This is a genomic window from Shewanella sp. SW24, from assembly GCF_025653395.1.
Classification (GTDB): domain Bacteria; phylum Pseudomonadota; class Gammaproteobacteria; order Enterobacterales; family Shewanellaceae; genus Shewanella; species Shewanella oncorhynchi.
The window spans coordinates 25,045-43,585 of record NZ_JAKKSH010000003.1; the positions used below are offsets into that span (position 1 = coordinate 25,045).

The following is an 18,541-nucleotide window of genomic DNA, read 5'->3' on the forward strand; positions in this document are numbered from 1 at the left end:
GATTTTATGAAAAACTAGGCTGTACTTTTTTAGTTTTTTGGTAGTGTTTATAACAGATGGTTTATAAATATTTGTTTATATTTATATATAGAAATTAATAGCAATCAATGCAATGCAACTAATAATGCAGTTATCTTATTGTGGCCTGAATTGAGCTATAGATGTTGCCATACTCTTGTCTATGAGTTTGCTTGGCTGGAAATTTACCTTGCTATATGTGGCTGCGAGTATGACAGTAGGTTGAAATTTTTAATTTTGCAGCACAGTTCGTTAAGGAAGTAACATGAAACAAGTCAAAGTCTTAGGCAGTGGTTGCGCTAAATGTAGCAAAACCGCTGAGATGATTGCGGACATATCAGAAGAAATGGGTGTGGATGTTATTGTAAAAAAGGACACAGATCCTCAAAGCCTATTGAAATTTAAAGTGATGAAAACCCCAGCGGTAGTGCTCGATGGTGAGCTCATACATAGCGGCTCAGTACCGACGCGCGATGAAGTTGAGGGGTGGTTAAGGGACTAGAGCTCGCTGAATAGTTGCACGGATTATGCTCGTTAGAAAGCGCTTAAGCTAAAAATGCACACCATTGTCATCCTGAATCCTTGGCAATGGTGGTGTAATATCATCAGTATACGATTAATGATATTAAATATAATGTTTTTAAAAACAATGTATTGATGCTTTGTGTAGTAATTTTATTATGGGGTTTTATTGGCAACGGTTTAGTCGGCATTGCATTATCTGGGCGAGTTTATTGAGTCTATGTTGTATCAGGTTGTTTGCAGATTTCGACTTCTTTTATCAGTATCACTGCTATGATTTTGATTCAGTGACCTCGTCAAGTTGCGGGATGAGTGCCAATGCAAAAGTGGCTTAGGGTATTAACACGTTTCTACAGTTGGTTATTTTTTACTGCACGTCTGTTTCGTTTAGGGCTTTTTCTAACGCTAAGTTTATTCGCTTTGCCTTTGTTTGCTGCTCAAACATCTCCCGAATTAACCCAAGTATTAACGCCCGCTACGGATTGGAAAAACTCCGCTTATATCACCCAAGCATTTAGTGAAGTCGCCCTACAAAATGAGTATGACCTTGCTAAACATAGCGTGCGTAAGTGGCGCATACCGGTACGAGTGTTTATTGAGCATCAAGTGGGTGATAAGGCGCTGCACACTCAATTAGTGTTGATGCACTTAACACACTTAGGCCAGATCACCGGCCTCGATATTCAACGGGTCGATACGCTCTCAGAGGCGAATCTGCACTTAGTGTTTACCCGTCAATCCCTATGGGCAAGTGAGGTGATGCGCTTAATGGGACCTAGCTCGGCGAAAAATGTCCATGGCTCTGTGTGTATGGCAAAGTTTGCTCTCAATTCACGGCAAGAGATTGAACGTGCTTGGATTATTATTCCTGTAGATCAAGCCAAAATGCACGGTAAGTTAGTGGCTTGCGTAGTGGAAGAGATTACCCAAGTGCTTGGTTTACCCAATGATTCAGAGAAAGTATTTCCCTCCATTTTTAACGACAAAACCCCGCAGGACTTACTTACCGGACTCGATTTCATTTTGCTTAAATTACTCTATAGCCCAAGTATTAGCGCTGGAATGACGGCGGCAGAAGTCAAACAGCCTTTGCAGATCTTGCTCGAACAATGGCTGCGCGATGGCACTATTGCTAACGCTGGCAAAACGGTACGTCAAGGTCAGTTGTACCCATTGTTAGGTTATTGATGACTAAGCATTACAGCTAAAGTTGACATTGCTCGCACGTGACTAATTAATCCTTTTTGTTTTAGGAATAAGGGCATAGTCTATCTTTATATGAGATAAACACCTTGGAGGGACACCATGCGAATGACATTGCAGTTTTTAGGGGCGACAGAGGAAGTGACAGGTTCGTGTCATTTACTCTCGGTTGATCATGAACACTTATTGCTCGACTGTGGTTTGATCCAAGGCGGTAAATCTGATGAGTTGCGTAATCATGATCCCTTCGCATTTGATCCTGAGTCTATTTCTGCTGTCGTGCTTAGCCATGCCCATATCGATCATTCTGGGCGTTTACCACTCTTAGTCAAAGCGGGTTTTGATGGGCCTATCTACACCCATAAAGCCACGGCAGAGCTGTGCGCTATCATGCTCAAAGATGCGGCTATGCTGCAGACCCGCGATACCGAAAGAGTCAATAAAAAGCGTGCTAAACATGATCTTGAACCCCTAGAACCGCTATTCACCGTTGAAGATGCTGAACTCGCGATAACTCAATTTGTACCATTGGAATATGGTCAAGTGACTCGCGTTATTCCCCATGTGGATATTTGCCTCTCAGATGCAGGGCATATTTTAGGTTCCGCCTTAGTCGAGTTGTGGTTAGGTGAGGGCAAATCCCAGAAGAAAATCGTCTTCAGTGGCGATCTTGGCCGTGCAGGTATGCCGATTTTACGTAATCCTACCTTAGTGGATACGGCAGATTTAGTCTTAATGGAAAGCACCTATGGCAATCGTTTTCACCGCAGTTGGACGGATACCTTAGCCGAATTGAAAGCCATTTTTGCTAAGACAGTCAACGAGAGCCAAGGCAATATATTGCTCCCTGCTTTTTCGGTTGGACGAGCACAGGAGTTATTATATCTATTTCATTTATATGCTAAAGAATGGGATCTCGGCCGTTGGAAAATCTGCCTAGACAGCCCGATGGCAATTGAGGCGACACGCGTCTACGTTAATAATTATCCGCTGATGGATGAGGACTTTAAACGCTTTACCCGCCAACATCCTGGGCAGCATCCACTGTTGTCGAATGTCGAATTTATCCAAACGACCGAAGAGTCGATAGCGCTGAACGATGTGCATAAGGGATTGATCATTATCGCAGGGAGCGGCATGTGTAACGGTGGACGTATTCGTAGCCACTTAGAGCATAATCTATGGCGCCCAGAATGTGATGTGATTATTTGTGGTTATCAAGCGCTTGGAACACCGGGGCGCGCCCTCGTCGATGGCGCTGAGGAACTGTCTATTCATGGTAACAGCATTAAAGTAGCGGCTAAGTTACACACAGTGGGTGGACTTTCAGCCCATGCGGATCAAGCAGAGTTATTACGTTGGTATCACCATTTTGAAGGCCAGCCGCCGTTAATTTTAGTCCATGGAGAACCCGAGGCGCAGCATGGATTAGTCGATGTGATTAACCAAGATCCTCAGACTAAACCAAAGGCTATAGCAATCGCGACCCAGGGTGACCGATTGGATTTAAATGCGCTGCCGCAGTTAGTGTGGAAGCCTTAAAGCAGTTAGTGTGGAAGCCTTAAAAGAGTTGAAAGTACAAGTTCAAAAGTTGGGTGGAAATGCCATTATCTTCTACACGTGTGGCAAAGTGAGTTATCCTGCCTGTGAGTTGTATTTTGAATGTAATGGTGAAGGTTTTTCTATCGAAGATTAGCGTTTAGTTTTATAAAAAGCTCACATAGTTGTGAGCTTTTTTTATTTTAAATCAATCTAGTTACTGTATTAGTCCGAGTTGTTGTCAAATTCAGTATCATCGAGTAACTCAAAGGCGGGAACGACATTCGGTACGTCTTTAAATAAGCGAGTGAAATGGCGCTGTACACCTTTCAAATCGATTCCTGCTAAACCTGATGCAAAACCAAACCAAGCATAAAGGCCACTAAAGTTATCAAACATGGGCGGTAGATATTTAGGCGTAGTCAGAATGCCCTCTTGGCAAGCTTGGTATAACACGGGGATATCTTCGATCGCCAATTTACCAAGGAATAGCATAGGAATTAGTTCAGGAAGGCCTGAGGTGATGGCGCTGCGGATAAAGTTAATGTTTTCCACATAGCCACGCACATAGGAAATATCCTTAGTGAAGAAACTGCCGCCTTCCACCATACCACCACGGAAAACCCTTTGAGTGACACGGTAACTGTCTGTCGCACTTAGATTCAATCCTCTGAAATAATTGAATACCTCTATAAAGTCAGCACCATTTTCAGCCATATCGACCGCGGCAACACGGTCACTAATTCGCCGAGCCCGTCCTGGATTTGAGCTTAGCGTCAGCATTTCCAGTAAAACGGCTAGACCTTCTTGGGTTGCTGCTACGCGCGGAGAACCGACACTGAGCCAAGTGGCGTGGGGTTGAGCTCGGCCGTTTAGCGTCGTGCCGACATGCACCCAACCTTCGTGAACTTCATATACATTAAGATCCGATTCGCTGAAAATTGCTTTGCTATTGAGCTTAACGGTATCGCCACCGACTGCAGCGTCAGAGACGATACCGTCACTAAGGCGTACACGCATATCATCGCTATGGAAGTACTTTTCTAAACGTTGGCTGAGCACGTTAACCGCTTCTGGCGCGCTAATAATTTTAGGGTGATGTTTATTCATGTGTCTCGCCGCGGGCAACGAGAAAATGTAGCTGAGTTTATCGCCTAACTGGCGCAAGGTATGGCGATCGCCATGCAGTTTATGGCTAGCACTGCCGTACAATTCTTGGCTGAGCTTACCAAAGGTTGGCGTGCCTCTGTTCCCCAACATATCGATGACAAGGCGATACTGATCGACGTTTGCCACTAATATTTTGCCGAGTTTGTCTCGTTTACCCAAACGTCTATGGATGTCCTGTTTTAGGGAGGCTAGCTCAGCTTGGGTTTTAACAGGATCAAAAGGTAAAGCAATGTTTTGATAAAACTCTTGCTTGATAGCCGGAAGTACCGTGCCCTTATTGGAGAGAAAACGTTCCTCCATTTCCCGCGGCCATTTAATGGCATCTAAGATTTTTATTGGCGTTTGAATGCGAATTAATTCATCGGAAAAACGGCGTAGATCTTGTTGATATTGGGCTAACGACTCAGACATTCCCGTATATCCTGCAGGTAATTTCAGCGAGAGAGATGTGGCTAATCATAGCCTTAAACCTCATTTATTCATATTGATTCGCAGGCTAGCTGAGAAAATATACCGATTAAATAAATTAGCTGTTATCGATTTTGTGAATCATTTTGGTGCACTTGTTATAATTCTAGCGCTATGTCTATGGGACATAAATAAGTAACCATCTGTTTAATAATATTTTATTGATATGACATTAAAGCTGCTTTGTTCTTGATATAGAAATAGATTGATTGGAGCAAAACATGACAGCGATGAGTTATTTGAGTGTGTTAAGGCTGAATGCTTGTTAATCAAAACTCAAGCTGACAAGAGTGGTAAAAATGACCGTGATGACGCGATATTAAATCTGGAGGTTAGTGAGCTAGAGCAGAGTCACACCCAGCACTGTTGGCTGGGTGAGATATTCGATTTTAGTGGGCCAAAACTCAGTGAGTTCGAAACAAATGATCACCGACTGAGATCATCATCCCATCATTTTGACCACGAGATAGCGAGATAGAATTGGCTAGAAAAAATCGTCATCTCCCAATGCACGTTTTAACTCCGCCCGCTCGAGGTAGTCTTCTAAACGCTTTTTGACTTCGCGTCTATGCTGCATTGCCTCGGCGGCTTTGCTGTTTCTTGGTGTGGTCATTGCCTCAAGTTCAGTATCGTTGGGCACGACTTCAGTAATATGAGCCATAACGAATTCCTCTTGTTGTTCCTAACGACTTTCTAACTAAAAAGAGTATGGTAGAAAAGCAAATAATTTTGTGAGTCAGGGTGAAAAATTCTTCCCGTGTGCCGGATAATTGTGCCCGCTGCGGTTTAGCGTCAAGCCAAGACTGGGATTGCCTATTGGATTAATTTAGTTCTTGCTTATTTTGTGATTGAGAGCACAACAGTGTCATCGATATATTCGGGTTAATTCCGAGTTAAATAGTAGGATAAACTTGAATTTAGGCATAATTGCAACAACACTTGTAGCTGTGTTTATTGCTAATCTTTTGCTAGGGAATTGGCTCATATGGACAAGGATGAGTTTTCTAAATCGCATAGCCCATCAAATAGTATCTACTTTAGCGTGCTGAGTTCTAGCTGGCTGATGATTGTCGCTGCTTTACTTTTTATGGGCATCTCTTGGTATGTGCTGGAGCAATATCTTAGAGATCGTGGTGAAGAGCGTTTCGAGAACAGTGTTCAAGAGTTAACCGAAGCGGTGAATCGCAGAATGCTTGCCTACGAGCAGGTCTTACGCGGTGGTGTCGGCTTGTTATTGTCCTCCAATAGTGTAACCCGCAAGGAATGGCAAACCTATGTTGTCAATGCACATTTATCCGAGTATTACCCGGGTTTCCAAGGCTTTGGCTATGCTCAGTTACTTAAGCCTGACACATTAGATGCCCACGTCCAACAAGTTCAGGCCGAAGGCTTTAAAGACTATAAAGTGTACCCAGAAGGAGTTCGTGATCAGTATTGTGTGATCTTGTATTTAGAACCTTTTGATTGGCGCAATCAAAGAGCTTTTGGTTATGACATGTGCTCCGAGGCTAATCGGCGCAAAGCCATAGAGCACGCCATTAGCACTGGTCAGCCAACTATTTCTGGCAAGGTCGCCTTAGTGCAAGATACGCCCGAAGATGCTAAAGCGGGTTTTTTGATGTATTTGCCAATTTATCAAGGGATTGTGGCAACGGAGGCAGAGCGGAAACAGCAGGCGATTGGACTCGTGTATGCGGCGTTTAGGATGGACGACCTCATGCAAGGAATTATGGGGGATCGATTCTCAGGTTTGAAGCTCGCCATTTATGAAAGCCCGCAGGCAAATGCCGACAGTTTAATGTTTACTAGTAGTAAAGTTCTGCCAAATCAAAAAGATGTGTTTTATCAGTCACAGACCGACTTGATTGGCGGTAGGCAGTGGCGCTTGGACATTTCATCACAATCGCGTTTTATCTCAAGATCGGAAGAGACCCAAGGTATCTGGCTGCAATTTATCGGTTGTGCATTCATTTTGGCGCTGTTTTATTCTGTGCTAATCATGGCGCGTAATCGATATAAAGAGTCATTGCTTACCTCTGAGCTAATCGCGAATGAAAAACGCTTTAGACTCGTCATTGAAGCCTCTCCAAGCGCACTGTTTATGGTCGATAAGGCTGGGATTATTACGTTAGTGAACACCCATGCGGAACGTTTATTTGGTTATGCCAGAGACGAGTTACTCGGCCGCTCTATCAATATGTTATTGCCAGACGCGCTGAGGGATGTGCACCAGCAGCACATGAATAATTACTTAGTGCAGCCGATCGCGAAAAATATGTCGATGCGGGATGACTTATTTGGCTGTTGTAAAGATGGCAGTCGACTCGCGATAGAGGTGGGGCTGACGCCTATTCATTTCAGTAATGGCATTTTCATTCTCGCGACGATTAACAATGTGTCTGAACGTAAGCGCATTGAAGTTCAGCGTGCAGAACACATGCAAGAGCTTGAGCGGATTAATCAAGAACTCGACCGCTTTGCCTATATCGCCTCCCATGATTTGAAATCCCCACTACGGGGTATCGAGCAGTTAACTTCTTGGTTAGCAGAGGATTTATCCGATAACGCCAATGAAAACGTGCAGAAATATCTCGGGCTTATCCAAAGTCGTATTCATCGCATGGTGTTACTGCTCGATGGGCTATTGATGTTTTCCCGTATTGGCCGTGTCGATACTGAAACCACAGAGGTCAACAGTCGGCAACTGGCTGAAGACATGTTTGCGCTCGTCGCGCCGCCACAGGGATTTGAATTAGTACTAAAAGGTGAATTTCCGAATTTTTATACCGTAAGACCATTGTTGGAATTAGTTATACGAAATTTGATCAGTAACGCCATAAAGCATCATGACTTAGGTACAGGTGTGATTACGGTTTCATGTGAGGCGGTTGATCAGCAGTATCGATTCAGTGTGATAGATGATGGTCCGGGGATATCAAGCTCATATCATGAAAAAGTCTTCGAGATGTTTCAAACACTTAAACCAAGGGATGAAGTTGAAGGCAGTGGTTTAGGCTTATCACTTGTGAGGAAAACAGTTGAAAGTTTAGGTGGAGAGATTCAGCTTAAATCGCAGGGCCGAGGTTGTTGTTTTTGCTTTAGTTGGCCTAAGAAAATAGTGAAAAAGGAGCTTCTATGAGCGCAGCAAATCACTATCAACAGGTCACCATTTTATTGGTTGATGATGATGACGTGGATTACATGGCCGTGCAGCGGGCGATGAGACAATTGAGGTTACTCAATCCCTTAGTGCGTGCTCGGGATGGGATCGAAGCATTAACTATTCTAACGAGTTTAGACACGATCAAAGGCCCGTATCTTATTTTGCTCGATCTTAATATGCCAAGAATGAATGGGTTTGAGTTCCTTGAGCGAATACGTTCAGATCCTTCTCTTTCTTCGTCTGTCGTTTTTATGCTCACCACGTCGAGTACCGATGAAGATAGGATGAAAGCCTATAGCCATCATGTGGCTGGTTACATGGTTAAAACTGATATGAAAGACGGTTTTAACAATATTTTTAATATGCTTGAAGGTTACTGGCGAATAGTGGAGCTCCCATCCGCATAAGGTGAGTATATGGATTTACTACTGATCGATGATGATGAAGTGGATAGAACTGCGATCATCCGAGCACTCAGACAGTCAAAGTTGACTTTTAATGTGGTCGAAGCAAATTGTGCATTTGATGGTTTAAATCTCGCATTAGAACGTCATTTTGACGGTATTCTATTGGATTATTTATTACCCGATGCTAATGGTTTAGAAGTGTTGATCAAGCTCAATGCCATGACGCAAGATCAGACCGTAGTCGTTATGCTGAGTCGCTATGAAGATGAGAAACTGGCTCAGCGCTGTATTGAACTAGGGGCACAGGACTTCTTGCTTAAAGATGAGGTCAACTCGCGGATACTAACCCGTGCAATTCGTTATGCGAAACAAAGATCTTCAATGGCGTTGGCGTTACGTAATAGTCACCAAAAACTAAAAGAGCTAGCTGAACACGATTCGTTGACTAAGCTGGTTAATCGCTATGGTTTTGAACTTTGTCTTAATCGAGCGATAGCAAGGGCCAAACGTTGTCACGACTATTTAGCCGTTATCTTACTCGATTTAGATGATTTTAAAGCGATCAATGACACTCTAGGCCATCAGACGGGGGATATTCTTTTAGTTAAAGTAGCCGCTCGATTAAGTGAAGTACTAAGAGATGGTGACATTATTGCACGTTTAGGTGGGGACGAATTTGTCGTCCTAGTCACTGATAATGAGTATAAATATTTCCCTATGATTGTGGCTAATCGATTGCTCAAAGTGTTTGAGGACGTATTTTGTCTCGGTGATAACGATGTGCTTATTGGTGCCAGTATCGGTGTGGCTTTTTATAATGAAGCGGCTTCGAATAGTTCTGAACTGATGAAATGTGCCGATATTGCTATGTATCGCGCTAAAAAAATGGGCCGAAACCAGATTCAGTTTTACTCAGAAGCTTTAGATAAAGAGGTGCGTTACCGTAATCATATCGAGTCGAGTTTGCGTATTGCCTTAAAAAGAAATGAATTTAAGGTTCATTATCAAGCGCAAGTGAATGCGAAAACCCATCAGTTGGTGGGGATGGAAGCCCTTATCCGATGGCAGCATCCTGTAGATGGCATTATCGCCCCAGATCAATTTTTACCCATAGCCGAAGAAATTGGATTAATGGAGGACATTGATGATTGGGTGCTTGAACAAGCCTGTATTCAGGCACAGGTGTGGCTAACCCAATTACAGCCGACAGGGAGAGAATTCACCATTGCCGTTAACCTGTCTGCATCGCAAATTGGAAATGAGAACCTGTTTGATAAAATCGCGAGTACGCTGACTAAGACAGGACTTCCTGCTGTAGCATTAGAGCTTGAAATTACTGAAAATTGCCTTATTGAAGATCCCCATGAACATGCCAAAATGCTTGATAGAATCGCCGAGTTAGGGGTGCGTTTTGCCCTCGATGATTTTGGGACGGGTTTTTCGTCCTTAGAACATATCAAATTATTTCCCATTAGCGTGCTGAAAATCGATAAAAGCTTTGTCGCTTCCTATGATAAGGATGATAAAGACACTCGTTTGCTCGCTGCATTACTTAACTTCGCCCATGGGTTTAATGTCATATCAGTAGCTGAGGGCGTTGAAACAATTGAGCAGGCTGAGTTTTGTACTTCTCGCCATTGTACTGTATTACAAGGTTATTTGTTTTCTCGCCCCTTAGATGCAACGGAGTTTGAGGCTAAGTATATTCTGCCGCTGTTAACTTAAACCGAGTTTCGAGTGTGATAGGTCTTGAAGTATTTCATTAGCATAATGATTTCGTCTGGTGAGGAATATTTTCTTGCTTTACACTGAGCAATAGACAAATATCAGCCCCTTTTTCTGTCGCTGTGCTTTTGGTGCCGCAGAACGGTTTATTCACTCATGCTTAAGTTGGTCACTCAGCAATGAAAATAGGTATTTTATCCCAATTCCCCCAGTTGTATTCAACACAACGCTTAGTCGCGGCTTGCCAAAGTCGTGGACATGAAGCGGTCGTGATCAATACGCTGAATTGCTACATGAATATTAATTCTATTAAACCTAGCATTCACTATGAAGGTACTGAATTAGTTGGGTTTGATGCCATCATTCCGCGTATTCATGCTAGCGTGACTTTTTATGGTTGTGCCGTTGTTCGTCAGTTTGAAATGATGGGCGTATATGCCGCGAATGATTCAATCTCCATTGCGCGTTCGCGGGACAAATTGCGGGCACTGCAACTACTTTCCCGCAAAGGGATTGGCATGCCAGTGACGGGTTTTGCCAATAAGCCAAATGATATCCCAGATCTCATCAATATGGTGGGCGGCGCTCCGTTAGTCATTAAATTACTCGAAGGCACTCAAGGGATTGGTGTCGTACTCGCTGAAACTAAAACGGCTGCTGAGAGCGTGATTGAAGCATTCTTGGGGCTCAAAGCGAATATCTTAGTACAGGAATACATTAAAGAATCCAATGGTAGTGATATTCGTTGTTTTGTTGTCGGTGACAAGGTTGTTGCTTCGATGAAGCGTCAAGGTCCCGAGGGCGATTTCCGCTCTAATCTGCATTTAGGTGGTTGTGGTGAGGTGGTAAAAATCACCTCTGTTGAGCGTAAAATGGCTATTGCCGCTGTGAAGGCGATGGGATTGGTTGTCGCGGGAGTAGATATTTTACGTTCTAACCGTGGTCCACTGATCCTTGAGGTTAATTCGGCGCCTGGCATTGAAGGGATTGAGCAAACAACAGGGATTTCAGTGACTGAGCCCATTGTTGAGTATATCGAGAAAATGGTTGCGGCCCGTAAAACAAACCGGTCAATTATTGCCTAGTAGGTGATTGTGATAAAACGACGCCACTTTTTAAGGTGGCGTTTTGTTATGCTTAGAGCCTATAGATCAAAACTGTAGGAATATCCGAGTACTAGTTTGGCATCATCATCGGTGAGATCGGTATCTGAGACCATAAATGACACTGTGCCTATGCTGGTATCTGCACTGAGAGTCACGTTATAGTCGGAATAATTCTCTTCGCCAAACCAAGATTGGACGACATCACCGTTTGAGTAACCATAGTGCACTGATAAACTCAGCTTTTCAGTGAGAGGAACGGATACCGTCGCGGCAAGATAACTGAGATCTTTATTATCTAAAGGATCGGCGGCCAGATCGTCACCGGCATTGATGACTTGGGAGTAAGCAAGTTCGAGCCATTTCCACGTGACAGCAGCATGGAGCTCACCAAAATCAATACTGCCCGGTGCGTCTGGATAAGCGTAGTAGAGATAGCCAAAGTCGTAGCTGATGTCTTCGGTAATACTGCCGCCATAACCCGCATATAGATCAAGCTCGTAGCTAGTATCATCACCAAAATCCACATTAGATGCCCAAGTTCCCGCATAAAATCCAGAATCGTGGCTGTAGTCAAGGCCACCTTGGATTGCGACCGCATCTTTAGTTTGGGTCGCACCGCGCCATAGATAATTAGAGGTACCGCCAATGTTGCCTGATACGGCTGCAAAGGCGTTGCCTGCCAGTAACATTCCCGTCGATAAGGCCAAAACGCTGTACAGTGATTTCTTCATGCTCATCCCCTCGATTGACTTATTTATCGATTCACCATTGGCACACTCAAAGTCAGCTGTGGTCATTAGTGCATCTTGGTTTTTTTCTAAGGAAGGATTTGCTAATCACATGCCACTATTACAATGCCATGTAAAACAAGGTATTAGGACTCGCAATGTTAATGAAATGTTTTTATTTGCCAGTTTGTGGGGCAGAGGCGCACTTTTGTTGTGCAAAAAACATTCAGTGCTTCACTGGGATTGGGCAAAAAAAAACGCCTCACAATGGAGGCGTTGTATTGAATTTTATAACTTAGTTTACGCTGTCACGTAGGGTTTTACCCGCTTTAAACTTAGGCACTGTCGCTTCAGCAATTTGAATTTCTTTACCCGTTTGTGGGTTACGGCCAGTGCGAGCGGCACGAGTCGCTGTTTCAAAAGAACCGAAACCTACGATGGAGATTTTGTCACCATTTTTCATTGATTCGGTAATAGCTGCTTCAAAAGACTTCAATGCGCGTGCTGCTTCTACTTTCGTTAGATCGGCATTTTCTGCAATTTTGGCGATTAGTTCAGTTTTGTTCATTTTTATTGTCTCTTCTTTCCGTAGATTTATTTGAAATAAGCGTGCCTAACATGCCATAAGGTTTAGCACTTGGAAAGCCTTTTGCGTCTAGCGTGCAGCAGGATGTTCAGTAAAGCGCAGAATATTTACTCAGTTCGTGACTTAAGTTTTATTCTGGTTTTATTCTTCTAACAGTTGATAGAGTAATTTTTTAACAAGTTTGGGTTCAAAGGGTTTGTCACATAAGGCATTTACACCCGCTTGGGACACATTGCTGAGGTGGGTATCGTTGGCTTCGGAAGACACCATCAAGATGGGAATGTGCGATTGTTGGCTTTCATTGCGGATAAATTGTGTCAAAGCTAGCCCATCTACACTCGGCATATTGTAATCCGTGATCACTAAGTCGAACATATTGTGTTTCATTAACGCTATGGCTTGCGCGCCATCCTCGGCCTCGGTAATCAGCTTCATCCCTAAGTTACCAATCGTACGTTTAATGACGTTTCTTGCCATACGGCTATCATCGACCACTAATACACGCACATCTTGTACATCGAAATTACTGAGGTCGAGTTCATCGTGGCTGAGTAAATCAATCGTGGCATTCAATGCTGTACCTAAATGGTCGGCACTGAAGGGTTTAGGTAGAATCGCTACTACACCCGATTGGCGGAATATTTCAAGTTGCTCACGGCGGCACTCACTCGAGACCAGCATAAATTGGATATCTTTGCAGTCAGCGTTGGCCCTTAAGTAGCCCAAGAGATCGGTGGCAGTGCCATCATCGAAATGCATGGCGCTCGCAATAAGGTCAGGTTTATGGCGAGCAATAATATCTTTAGCCGCTTCTATGTTTTCTGCGGTTTGAATGCTGAGAATGCCTTCTTGTTGTAAGCGCTGAATAATAATTCGACGCTGTGTATCTGAAGGCTCTACCAAAAGAATGGAAAGTTCGCTGGGCGATAAATGGCTCATAGTCTACTTCAAGTTAAAAGTCGTAAGTATTTTACTGGGTCGCTAAGCTACGCTGTTGATAACAGCTTAGCAACAAAGTCCATTACTGAGTTTGGCGGGTCAAATAGTGTCTCGTGACCTTAGAAAATGCGATCCAATACTGCACGAGTAAAATAACAATAATGCTCACTGTGAGTGGCAACATAGGAATATTGTGACCAGAAACAACCACTTTTACATCCTCAGGGGTAATGCGATAGGCAATAATTGCTGTAATCCCCAGAGCCGAGAATCCTAAGGTTTGCATGCCAATATAAATTTTCAACACTAAGCTAGACCACGGCGCTCGTATGAGTATGCCAACGAGTACGGGGAGGACGCCTAGGGTGAATACATCAAGGGATTGAGTCATCACAGTACGCCAAAGTGCAGCAATGCTGAAGAGGCAATATAACGTGATCAGTAGTATAAGACGTTTAGGCATAGATTGAAGTGCACACCAGTAGCAAAGAAGATGAGCAAGTGTAGGAAATGCCCTAATCCGAGTCCAGTATAACCGTAATATCGTGTAGAATATGCCTTTTTGCTAGAGGCTCTAATAGGTGACGTTTATGACAGAAGTTGAGTTTTGGGGTTTAGTCACGCGAATGGAAGCGGCGCAATCACAGGAGTCTTTGACTCAAGCACTGAAGCAGAAACTTGCCGAATTGAGTAATGAAGAGTTAAAAGCTTTCGATAAAATCTTTGGTCAGCAGATGCGCCGTAGTTATCTGTGGTCTGTTTGGGGGGCGGCTTACATTATTACTGGTTGTGATTCTGAATATGCTTTTGCCGAGTTTAGGTGTTTTTTGATTTCGCTTGGTAAAGAAATTTTCGAAGGTGTGGTTAATCAGCCTGACACCCTAGCACGTTTAGTCGCTTGGCCAGAGCGAGATGCCTATGCTTATCCCTTTGTGGATGAATACGACCTTATCGCAGGGCAATTATACGAAGATAGAACCGGTGAGGAACTGCCCTTTATGCCATCGGGCAAGGCGACGCCCGTAGGTAAAAAATTTAGCACTAAGCCCAAGGATTTAAAGCTGCAATACCCTGAGCTGAGTGCCCGTTTTCCATTTTAGTCTTGGCAATACCTTACGAGCGCAAGCAAGCGTTGGTAGTGACATCGAAGGTCATGCCGTATTTAGGGCAGATGTCGCTCATAAACTCATGTTCTTGCACGGTTAATTGTTGACTAAAATCTTGCTTAAGCTGCTCTGTCATTTGATGCTCAGCCGCATTTTGCGCCTGAGCCAATTTACTCAAATGAACAGTAACAGCTTGTTGCTGGCTGATGGTCAATGGTGCAGCATGGCTTGAAAGGCTGATACTCGTTCCAATTGTCAGCAGTGCCAATAAAGCGAGTTTTCGTGAATATGGGTTGAATAGATAAGCCGTTTTTAGGTTCATAGGTAAGCTCCAAGTTAAAAATTACGTTTAACACGTTAGTTCTAAATCGTGCATCCTTAGACGGTAAAGAAAACGAGTTTTACTGTGAGGAGCTGAGTTTATTGTATAAATATTGAACCTATGCTGAATGGTTAGTTAGTGCTCATTCTTCATTTCTTCGCATTGAAATCCTTGCTTACGAGTATCGAACTGGCACATAGATCCACATTCCCAAGGCACATTGTCGTAGAAGGCAGATTGTTCGCGTGCAAAATCGCGGCAGGTATTATAGCTGTCAAAGTTATCGGTTTTTTTATATTTTCCTGAATCATAGCCATGGTTGTAGATAAAGGCTGACCAAGTTTTAGGGCCAGTATTTTTGTCACTCGGGGAGATAAACCAAATCGCACTCACGACGCAGGTAAACAGGATAAGAATGAACACAGGTACAACAGGGAATTTCATTTTTTATTAAGTGGGCAATGTAAACAATAGCGGAAGGATAACGCTTTTTTTGTCGTTATGCGCGTGAAATGTTCACAAATTGATAACTATGCACTTACTTGGTGCAATTTCGATACAAAAAGATACGTATCGATTGTGATGGTTAAATAATATTTACTTAATTATACAAAAGCTTACGACACATTTGCTGTACTTATATCAGTTTTGCGTTAAGCTCTAGTTCAGGTTAGATTTTGTACTGTGGTTCTCAGAAAGTTATCTAGGCCTTGGAGGCAAACATGAAAATTCAGTCCCTTTTACTCGCAGGTGTATTAAGTTGCAGTGCGGCTTGGGCGGCCGATGAAGCGCCTGTGGATCCCATCACCGAAGATGGTGTGGTTAAAATTGTTTGGCAAAGTCCTAAAGATTATCGCGATATAAAATCATCAGGGGAGCTCCAATCCCGTTATGAGAAGCGCTTATTTGAAACATTAACAGAAAACATCAATAAAGAAGCTGCGAAGATTTTAAAACCAAATCAAAAGCTTGAAATGACCATTACCGATGTTGATCTGGCGGGTGATATGCGTCCAACATTTGGTGCGACCGCCAATGATTTACGCATTATCAAAGACATTTATCCGCCGCGTATGACTTTTTCTTATCAAGTCTTAGAAAATGATAAAGTGATTATCGCGGGCGATGAAAAACTGTCGGATATGGGGTTCATGGGGGGGATCCAATCTTTAAATGATAAGCCTTTTATGTACGAAACCAAAATGTTAACCGAGTGGTTAAAGAAGACGATTGCACCACAACTTTAATGACTCATATCGGTCGCTAATGCTGAGTATTAAAGCTGTTCAGCTATGCCGTTAGTGCCTGAGTGTCGATAATCAGATGATTTTCTAACAGGTAAAATCCGTTATTTGCGGATTTTGCCTGTTTTTTTGCCCTAGCGCTTAAGGTCGATAGACTGTGTTCATGGGCGTTAAAGGTGAGTGCGGGTGGTAAAATGCCTACACACAGACTGATCAATTGATGGTAACAGGCTTCACCTTTTCTATCGTCGGCGAGCATTTCCTGGGCCAGCCAGTGATCTGCGCTATAAAACAAATGCTTATGGGTTTCAAAATCCGCTAGAATTCGCTGGCAACGGCTGATCATATGCTCACAGGTGCTGATAATTACAAAGTCATCGCCGCCGACATGGCCAACAAAGCAATTGTCGCTTTTATACTTCAGTAACAGATTCGCCACTTCACAAATCACTTCATCGCCACGGCAAAATCCATAAATATCGTTATAGGGCTTAAAGTTACACAGATCAAAATAGGCTAGATAAAAATGTTTCTTTTGGATCTTAAGGCGTTTTAATTCCTCTTGAATGGGCACATTACCCGGCAAATCTGTAAGAGGATTCGCATGGCGCGCCATCTTAATTCTGTGCTCTGTGATCCTTTGTAGCAAATCCTTGGTATGGCCTATGCCGAGTAGTTTTCCACGGCGAAGGATAATGAACTGTTGCGCTACCGTATTAGCACTCTCTGAGGTCAGTAATTGACTTACGGTGGATAAAGGTTCGTTGGCCTCAATCTGGATAACTTGCGGATCCATCACTTCACTCACTGCATGATTTTCATGTAAGGCGCGACCATAGGGTGTGCTGAAGAGTTCAAGTAAGGTCGCGCGGCTGATAATACCGAGTGGCAACTGGTTATCGACCACTACAACCGCCTGTAATGCAGGTTGCGAGATAAAGGTGTCACTTAAGAATTTGAGTTTAAGCGTGGGCACTACGGTTATGGCACTCGTGCACAGGCTCTCGGCCGATTCGCTGTATCTAGGTTGAATTTGAGTATTGCTCGGCACTAAGGTCGCTTTCATCGCGCGGCAGGGGAGCACTTCTGGACGACCGAGTAAGTAGCCTTGGCAATAGACGATACCCAGTTGTTTGAGTACGGCTAATTCCTCTTGCGTTTCAATTCCTTCGGCTATCACTTTGCAGGTTAAACTTTGGCATAACTCCACAATCGAGCGGACAAATTCCTGTTTGACGGGAGTCGAATCAATCTGATGGATAAAGTGACGGTCGATTTTGACATAGTCGGGTGACAATTCTGACCAGAGTCTCAGACCCGAATAACCTGCACCTAAGTCATCGATCGCCGTTAAAAAACCTTGGCTACGATAGTGATTCAAGCAGGATTTGAGTAAATCGATATCATCGGCGGGATATTGCTCTGACAGTTCAATCACAACCTGTGATGGCGCTATGCCGAGTTGTTGCAACAGTTGTAAGGTCATGCCCTTGGGGTGGGCGGGATCTAATAATGCCTTGGGCGAGATATTGATAAACAGCTTGCCTTGAAACTGACGCAACTTAAATTGCTCGAGTGAAATACGGCGACAAAGGGTTTCTAGCTCGCTTAATTTACCTTGATGTTCGGCGGTCTGAAATAGCGGGACTGGGGAGTATAACGGGCTGTGTTCAGGGCCACGGCTTAACGCCTCAAAACCATGAATTTTATGTTCTAATATATTGAAAATTGGCTGAAATAAGGGACTGATTGCAGCTTTAGAGATTATTTTATCGAGCTCTTTAGCCAGATCTAAACTTGTCATTACGTTAGCCCCTTCGTCTATGTGAGCGGAGTCTATGACTTAGAAATGACAAAATGATGACAGTTTTGGGGAAGCTTAGTGCTACCTATCTGTGTTGGTGGGCTTGATTAGATATACCATGGAAAGAGCTGAAATCTAAGGTGAGTTTCAGCCCCTAATCTCGGTTTAGCTTTGCTTCTTAAAGGCCTGCAATGTTTGCAGTAATGCGCCTAACTGACGCACATAGGTTTCGAGTTCTTTAGGATCGAGCGTTTGATGTTCTTCCATGCGAGTTAAGTCATCGACCAACTCTTGCACATAGGGCAGAAAGCGATTACTCGAAGCGATAAAACCTTGTTCTGCAGTGAATATGCTGGTGAAGTTTCCATGGCCAGCTTTCTTTAGCTCATCTAACTTAGCGTCGGCGTCTATGGCTTGGCGATAGGCGATTTGAAGATTTTCTTTCAGTTGCTCTATAACCTTGGTATGTGGCATAACAGCGTCTCATTGCA

At 43.5% G+C, this 18,541-nt stretch carries 20 protein-coding genes; 10 read left to right on the forward strand and 10 right to left on the reverse strand.

The genetic code is table 11. The features are described 5' to 3' along the window. Window positions 1–283 precede the first annotated feature (283 nt). From L5M17_RS04195 to L5M17_RS04210, 4 genes are all read left to right on the forward strand, one after another. Window positions 284–520: a thioredoxin family protein gene (locus L5M17_RS04195; RefSeq protein WP_263145448.1), complete on the forward strand. Its 237-nt coding sequence runs from the start codon at window positions 284–286 to the stop codon at window positions 518–520. Window positions 521–858: 338 nt separating this feature from the next. Next, complete coding sequence (locus L5M17_RS04200) at window positions 859–1,728, forward strand: DUF2927 domain-containing protein (protein WP_263145450.1); 870 nt, start codon at window positions 859–861, stop codon at window positions 1,726–1,728. Window positions 1,729–1,845: 117 nt separating this feature from the next. Beyond that, window positions 1,846–3,285, forward strand: coding sequence for an MBL fold metallo-hydrolase RNA specificity domain-containing protein (locus L5M17_RS04205; RefSeq protein WP_105250321.1), 1,440 nt, complete (start codon window positions 1,846–1,848; stop codon window positions 3,283–3,285). A gap of 10 nt (window positions 3,286–3,295) precedes the next feature. Then, window positions 3,296–3,439 (forward strand): hypothetical protein, encoded by a 144-nt coding sequence (locus L5M17_RS04210; protein ID WP_173496252.1) that lies wholly within the window; start codon window positions 3,296–3,298, stop codon window positions 3,437–3,439. Window positions 3,440–3,507: 68 nt separating this feature from the next. Here L5M17_RS04210 and L5M17_RS04215 read toward each other — a convergent pair whose 3' ends face one another. Together L5M17_RS04215 and L5M17_RS04220 are read right to left on the reverse strand one after the other, a co-directional pair. Next, complete coding sequence (locus tag L5M17_RS04215; RefSeq protein WP_263145456.1) at window positions 3,508–4,863, reverse strand: flavohemoglobin expression-modulating QEGLA motif protein; 1,356 nt, start codon at window positions 4,861–4,863, stop codon at window positions 3,508–3,510. Between the two features lie 541 nt (window positions 4,864–5,404). After that, entirely contained in the window at window positions 5,405–5,581 is a 177-nt protein-coding gene (locus tag L5M17_RS04220) for a PA3496 family putative envelope integrity protein (RefSeq protein WP_006079984.1), read from the reverse strand. 324 nt (window positions 5,582–5,905) lie between these two features. On the opposite strand from L5M17_RS04220, the gene L5M17_RS04225 reads away from it, so the two are divergent. The 4 genes from L5M17_RS04225 to rimK all read left to right on the forward strand — a co-directional run bounded on the left by L5M17_RS04225 (window position 5,906) and on the right by rimK (window position 11,300). Beyond that, on the forward strand, window positions 5,906–8,059 hold the full coding sequence (locus tag L5M17_RS04225; RefSeq protein ID WP_263145459.1) for a CHASE domain-containing protein: 2,154 nt from the start codon (window positions 5,906–5,908) through the stop codon (window positions 8,057–8,059). Next, window positions 8,056–8,490: a response regulator gene (locus L5M17_RS04230; RefSeq protein WP_105250317.1), complete on the forward strand. Its 435-nt coding sequence runs from the start codon at window positions 8,056–8,058 to the stop codon at window positions 8,488–8,490. The genes L5M17_RS04225 and L5M17_RS04230 overlap by 4 nt, the downstream gene beginning before the upstream one ends. Before the next feature lie 9 nt (window positions 8,491–8,499). Next, complete coding sequence (locus tag L5M17_RS04235) at window positions 8,500–10,215, forward strand: putative bifunctional diguanylate cyclase/phosphodiesterase (protein WP_263145462.1); 1,716 nt, start codon at window positions 8,500–8,502, stop codon at window positions 10,213–10,215. Window positions 10,216–10,394: 179 nt separating this feature from the next. Beyond that, window positions 10,395–11,300 (forward strand): 30S ribosomal protein S6--L-glutamate ligase, encoded by a 906-nt coding sequence (gene rimK / locus L5M17_RS04240; protein ID WP_113939182.1) that lies wholly within the window; start codon window positions 10,395–10,397, stop codon window positions 11,298–11,300. Between the two features lie 59 nt (window positions 11,301–11,359). Here rimK and L5M17_RS04245 read toward each other — a convergent pair whose 3' ends face one another. The 4 genes from L5M17_RS04245 to L5M17_RS04260 form a co-directional block, all read right to left on the reverse strand. Next, window positions 11,360–12,052 (reverse strand): TorF family putative porin, encoded by a 693-nt coding sequence (locus L5M17_RS04245; protein ID WP_263145465.1) that lies wholly within the window; start codon window positions 12,050–12,052, stop codon window positions 11,360–11,362. Between the two features lie 292 nt (window positions 12,053–12,344). Next, complete coding sequence (locus L5M17_RS04250; protein ID WP_006079990.1) at window positions 12,345–12,617, reverse strand: HU family DNA-binding protein; 273 nt, start codon at window positions 12,615–12,617, stop codon at window positions 12,345–12,347. 159 nt (window positions 12,618–12,776) lie between these two features. Next, complete coding sequence (locus L5M17_RS04255; RefSeq protein WP_263145466.1) at window positions 12,777–13,574, reverse strand: response regulator; 798 nt, start codon at window positions 13,572–13,574, stop codon at window positions 12,777–12,779. 82 nt (window positions 13,575–13,656) lie between these two features. Continuing rightward, window positions 13,657–14,037, reverse strand: a complete 381-nt coding sequence (locus L5M17_RS04260) for a hypothetical protein (protein WP_105250311.1) — start codon at window positions 14,035–14,037, stop codon at window positions 13,657–13,659. A 127-nt stretch (window positions 14,038–14,164) separates the two neighbouring features. Here L5M17_RS04260 and L5M17_RS04265 point away from each other — a divergent pair, with 127 nt between their 5' ends. Further along, window positions 14,165–14,674: a DUF4240 domain-containing protein gene (locus L5M17_RS04265; RefSeq protein WP_212599624.1), complete on the forward strand. Its 510-nt coding sequence runs from the start codon at window positions 14,165–14,167 to the stop codon at window positions 14,672–14,674. 13 nt (window positions 14,675–14,687) lie between these two features. On the opposite strand, the gene L5M17_RS04270 is transcribed toward L5M17_RS04265, so the two are convergent. Together L5M17_RS04270 and L5M17_RS04275 are read right to left on the reverse strand one after the other, a co-directional pair. Continuing rightward, entirely contained in the window at window positions 14,688–15,002 is a 315-nt protein-coding gene (locus L5M17_RS04270; protein WP_168827330.1) for a hypothetical protein, read from the reverse strand. 135 nt (window positions 15,003–15,137) lie between these two features. Further along, a complete protein-coding gene (locus tag L5M17_RS04275; RefSeq protein ID WP_105250308.1) occupies window positions 15,138–15,446 on the reverse strand; it encodes a hypothetical protein in 309 nt (102 codons plus the stop codon). 278 nt (window positions 15,447–15,724) lie between these two features. Here L5M17_RS04275 and L5M17_RS04280 point away from each other — a divergent pair, with 278 nt between their 5' ends. Then, entirely contained in the window at window positions 15,725–16,249 is a 525-nt protein-coding gene (locus L5M17_RS04280) for a DUF3016 domain-containing protein (RefSeq protein WP_219251030.1), read from the forward strand. Between the two features lie 43 nt (window positions 16,250–16,292). Here the strand turns inward: L5M17_RS04280 and L5M17_RS04285 are convergent, their stop codons facing one another. Continuing rightward, window positions 16,293–18,050: a GGDEF domain-containing protein gene (locus L5M17_RS04285; RefSeq protein WP_168827332.1), complete on the reverse strand. Its 1,758-nt coding sequence runs from the start codon at window positions 18,048–18,050 to the stop codon at window positions 16,293–16,295. 165 nt (window positions 18,051–18,215) lie between these two features. Then, window positions 18,216–18,524, reverse strand: coding sequence for a prephenate dehydrogenase (locus L5M17_RS04290; protein ID WP_105250305.1), 309 nt, complete (start codon window positions 18,522–18,524; stop codon window positions 18,216–18,218). Between the last annotated feature and the right edge of the window lie 17 nt (window positions 18,525–18,541).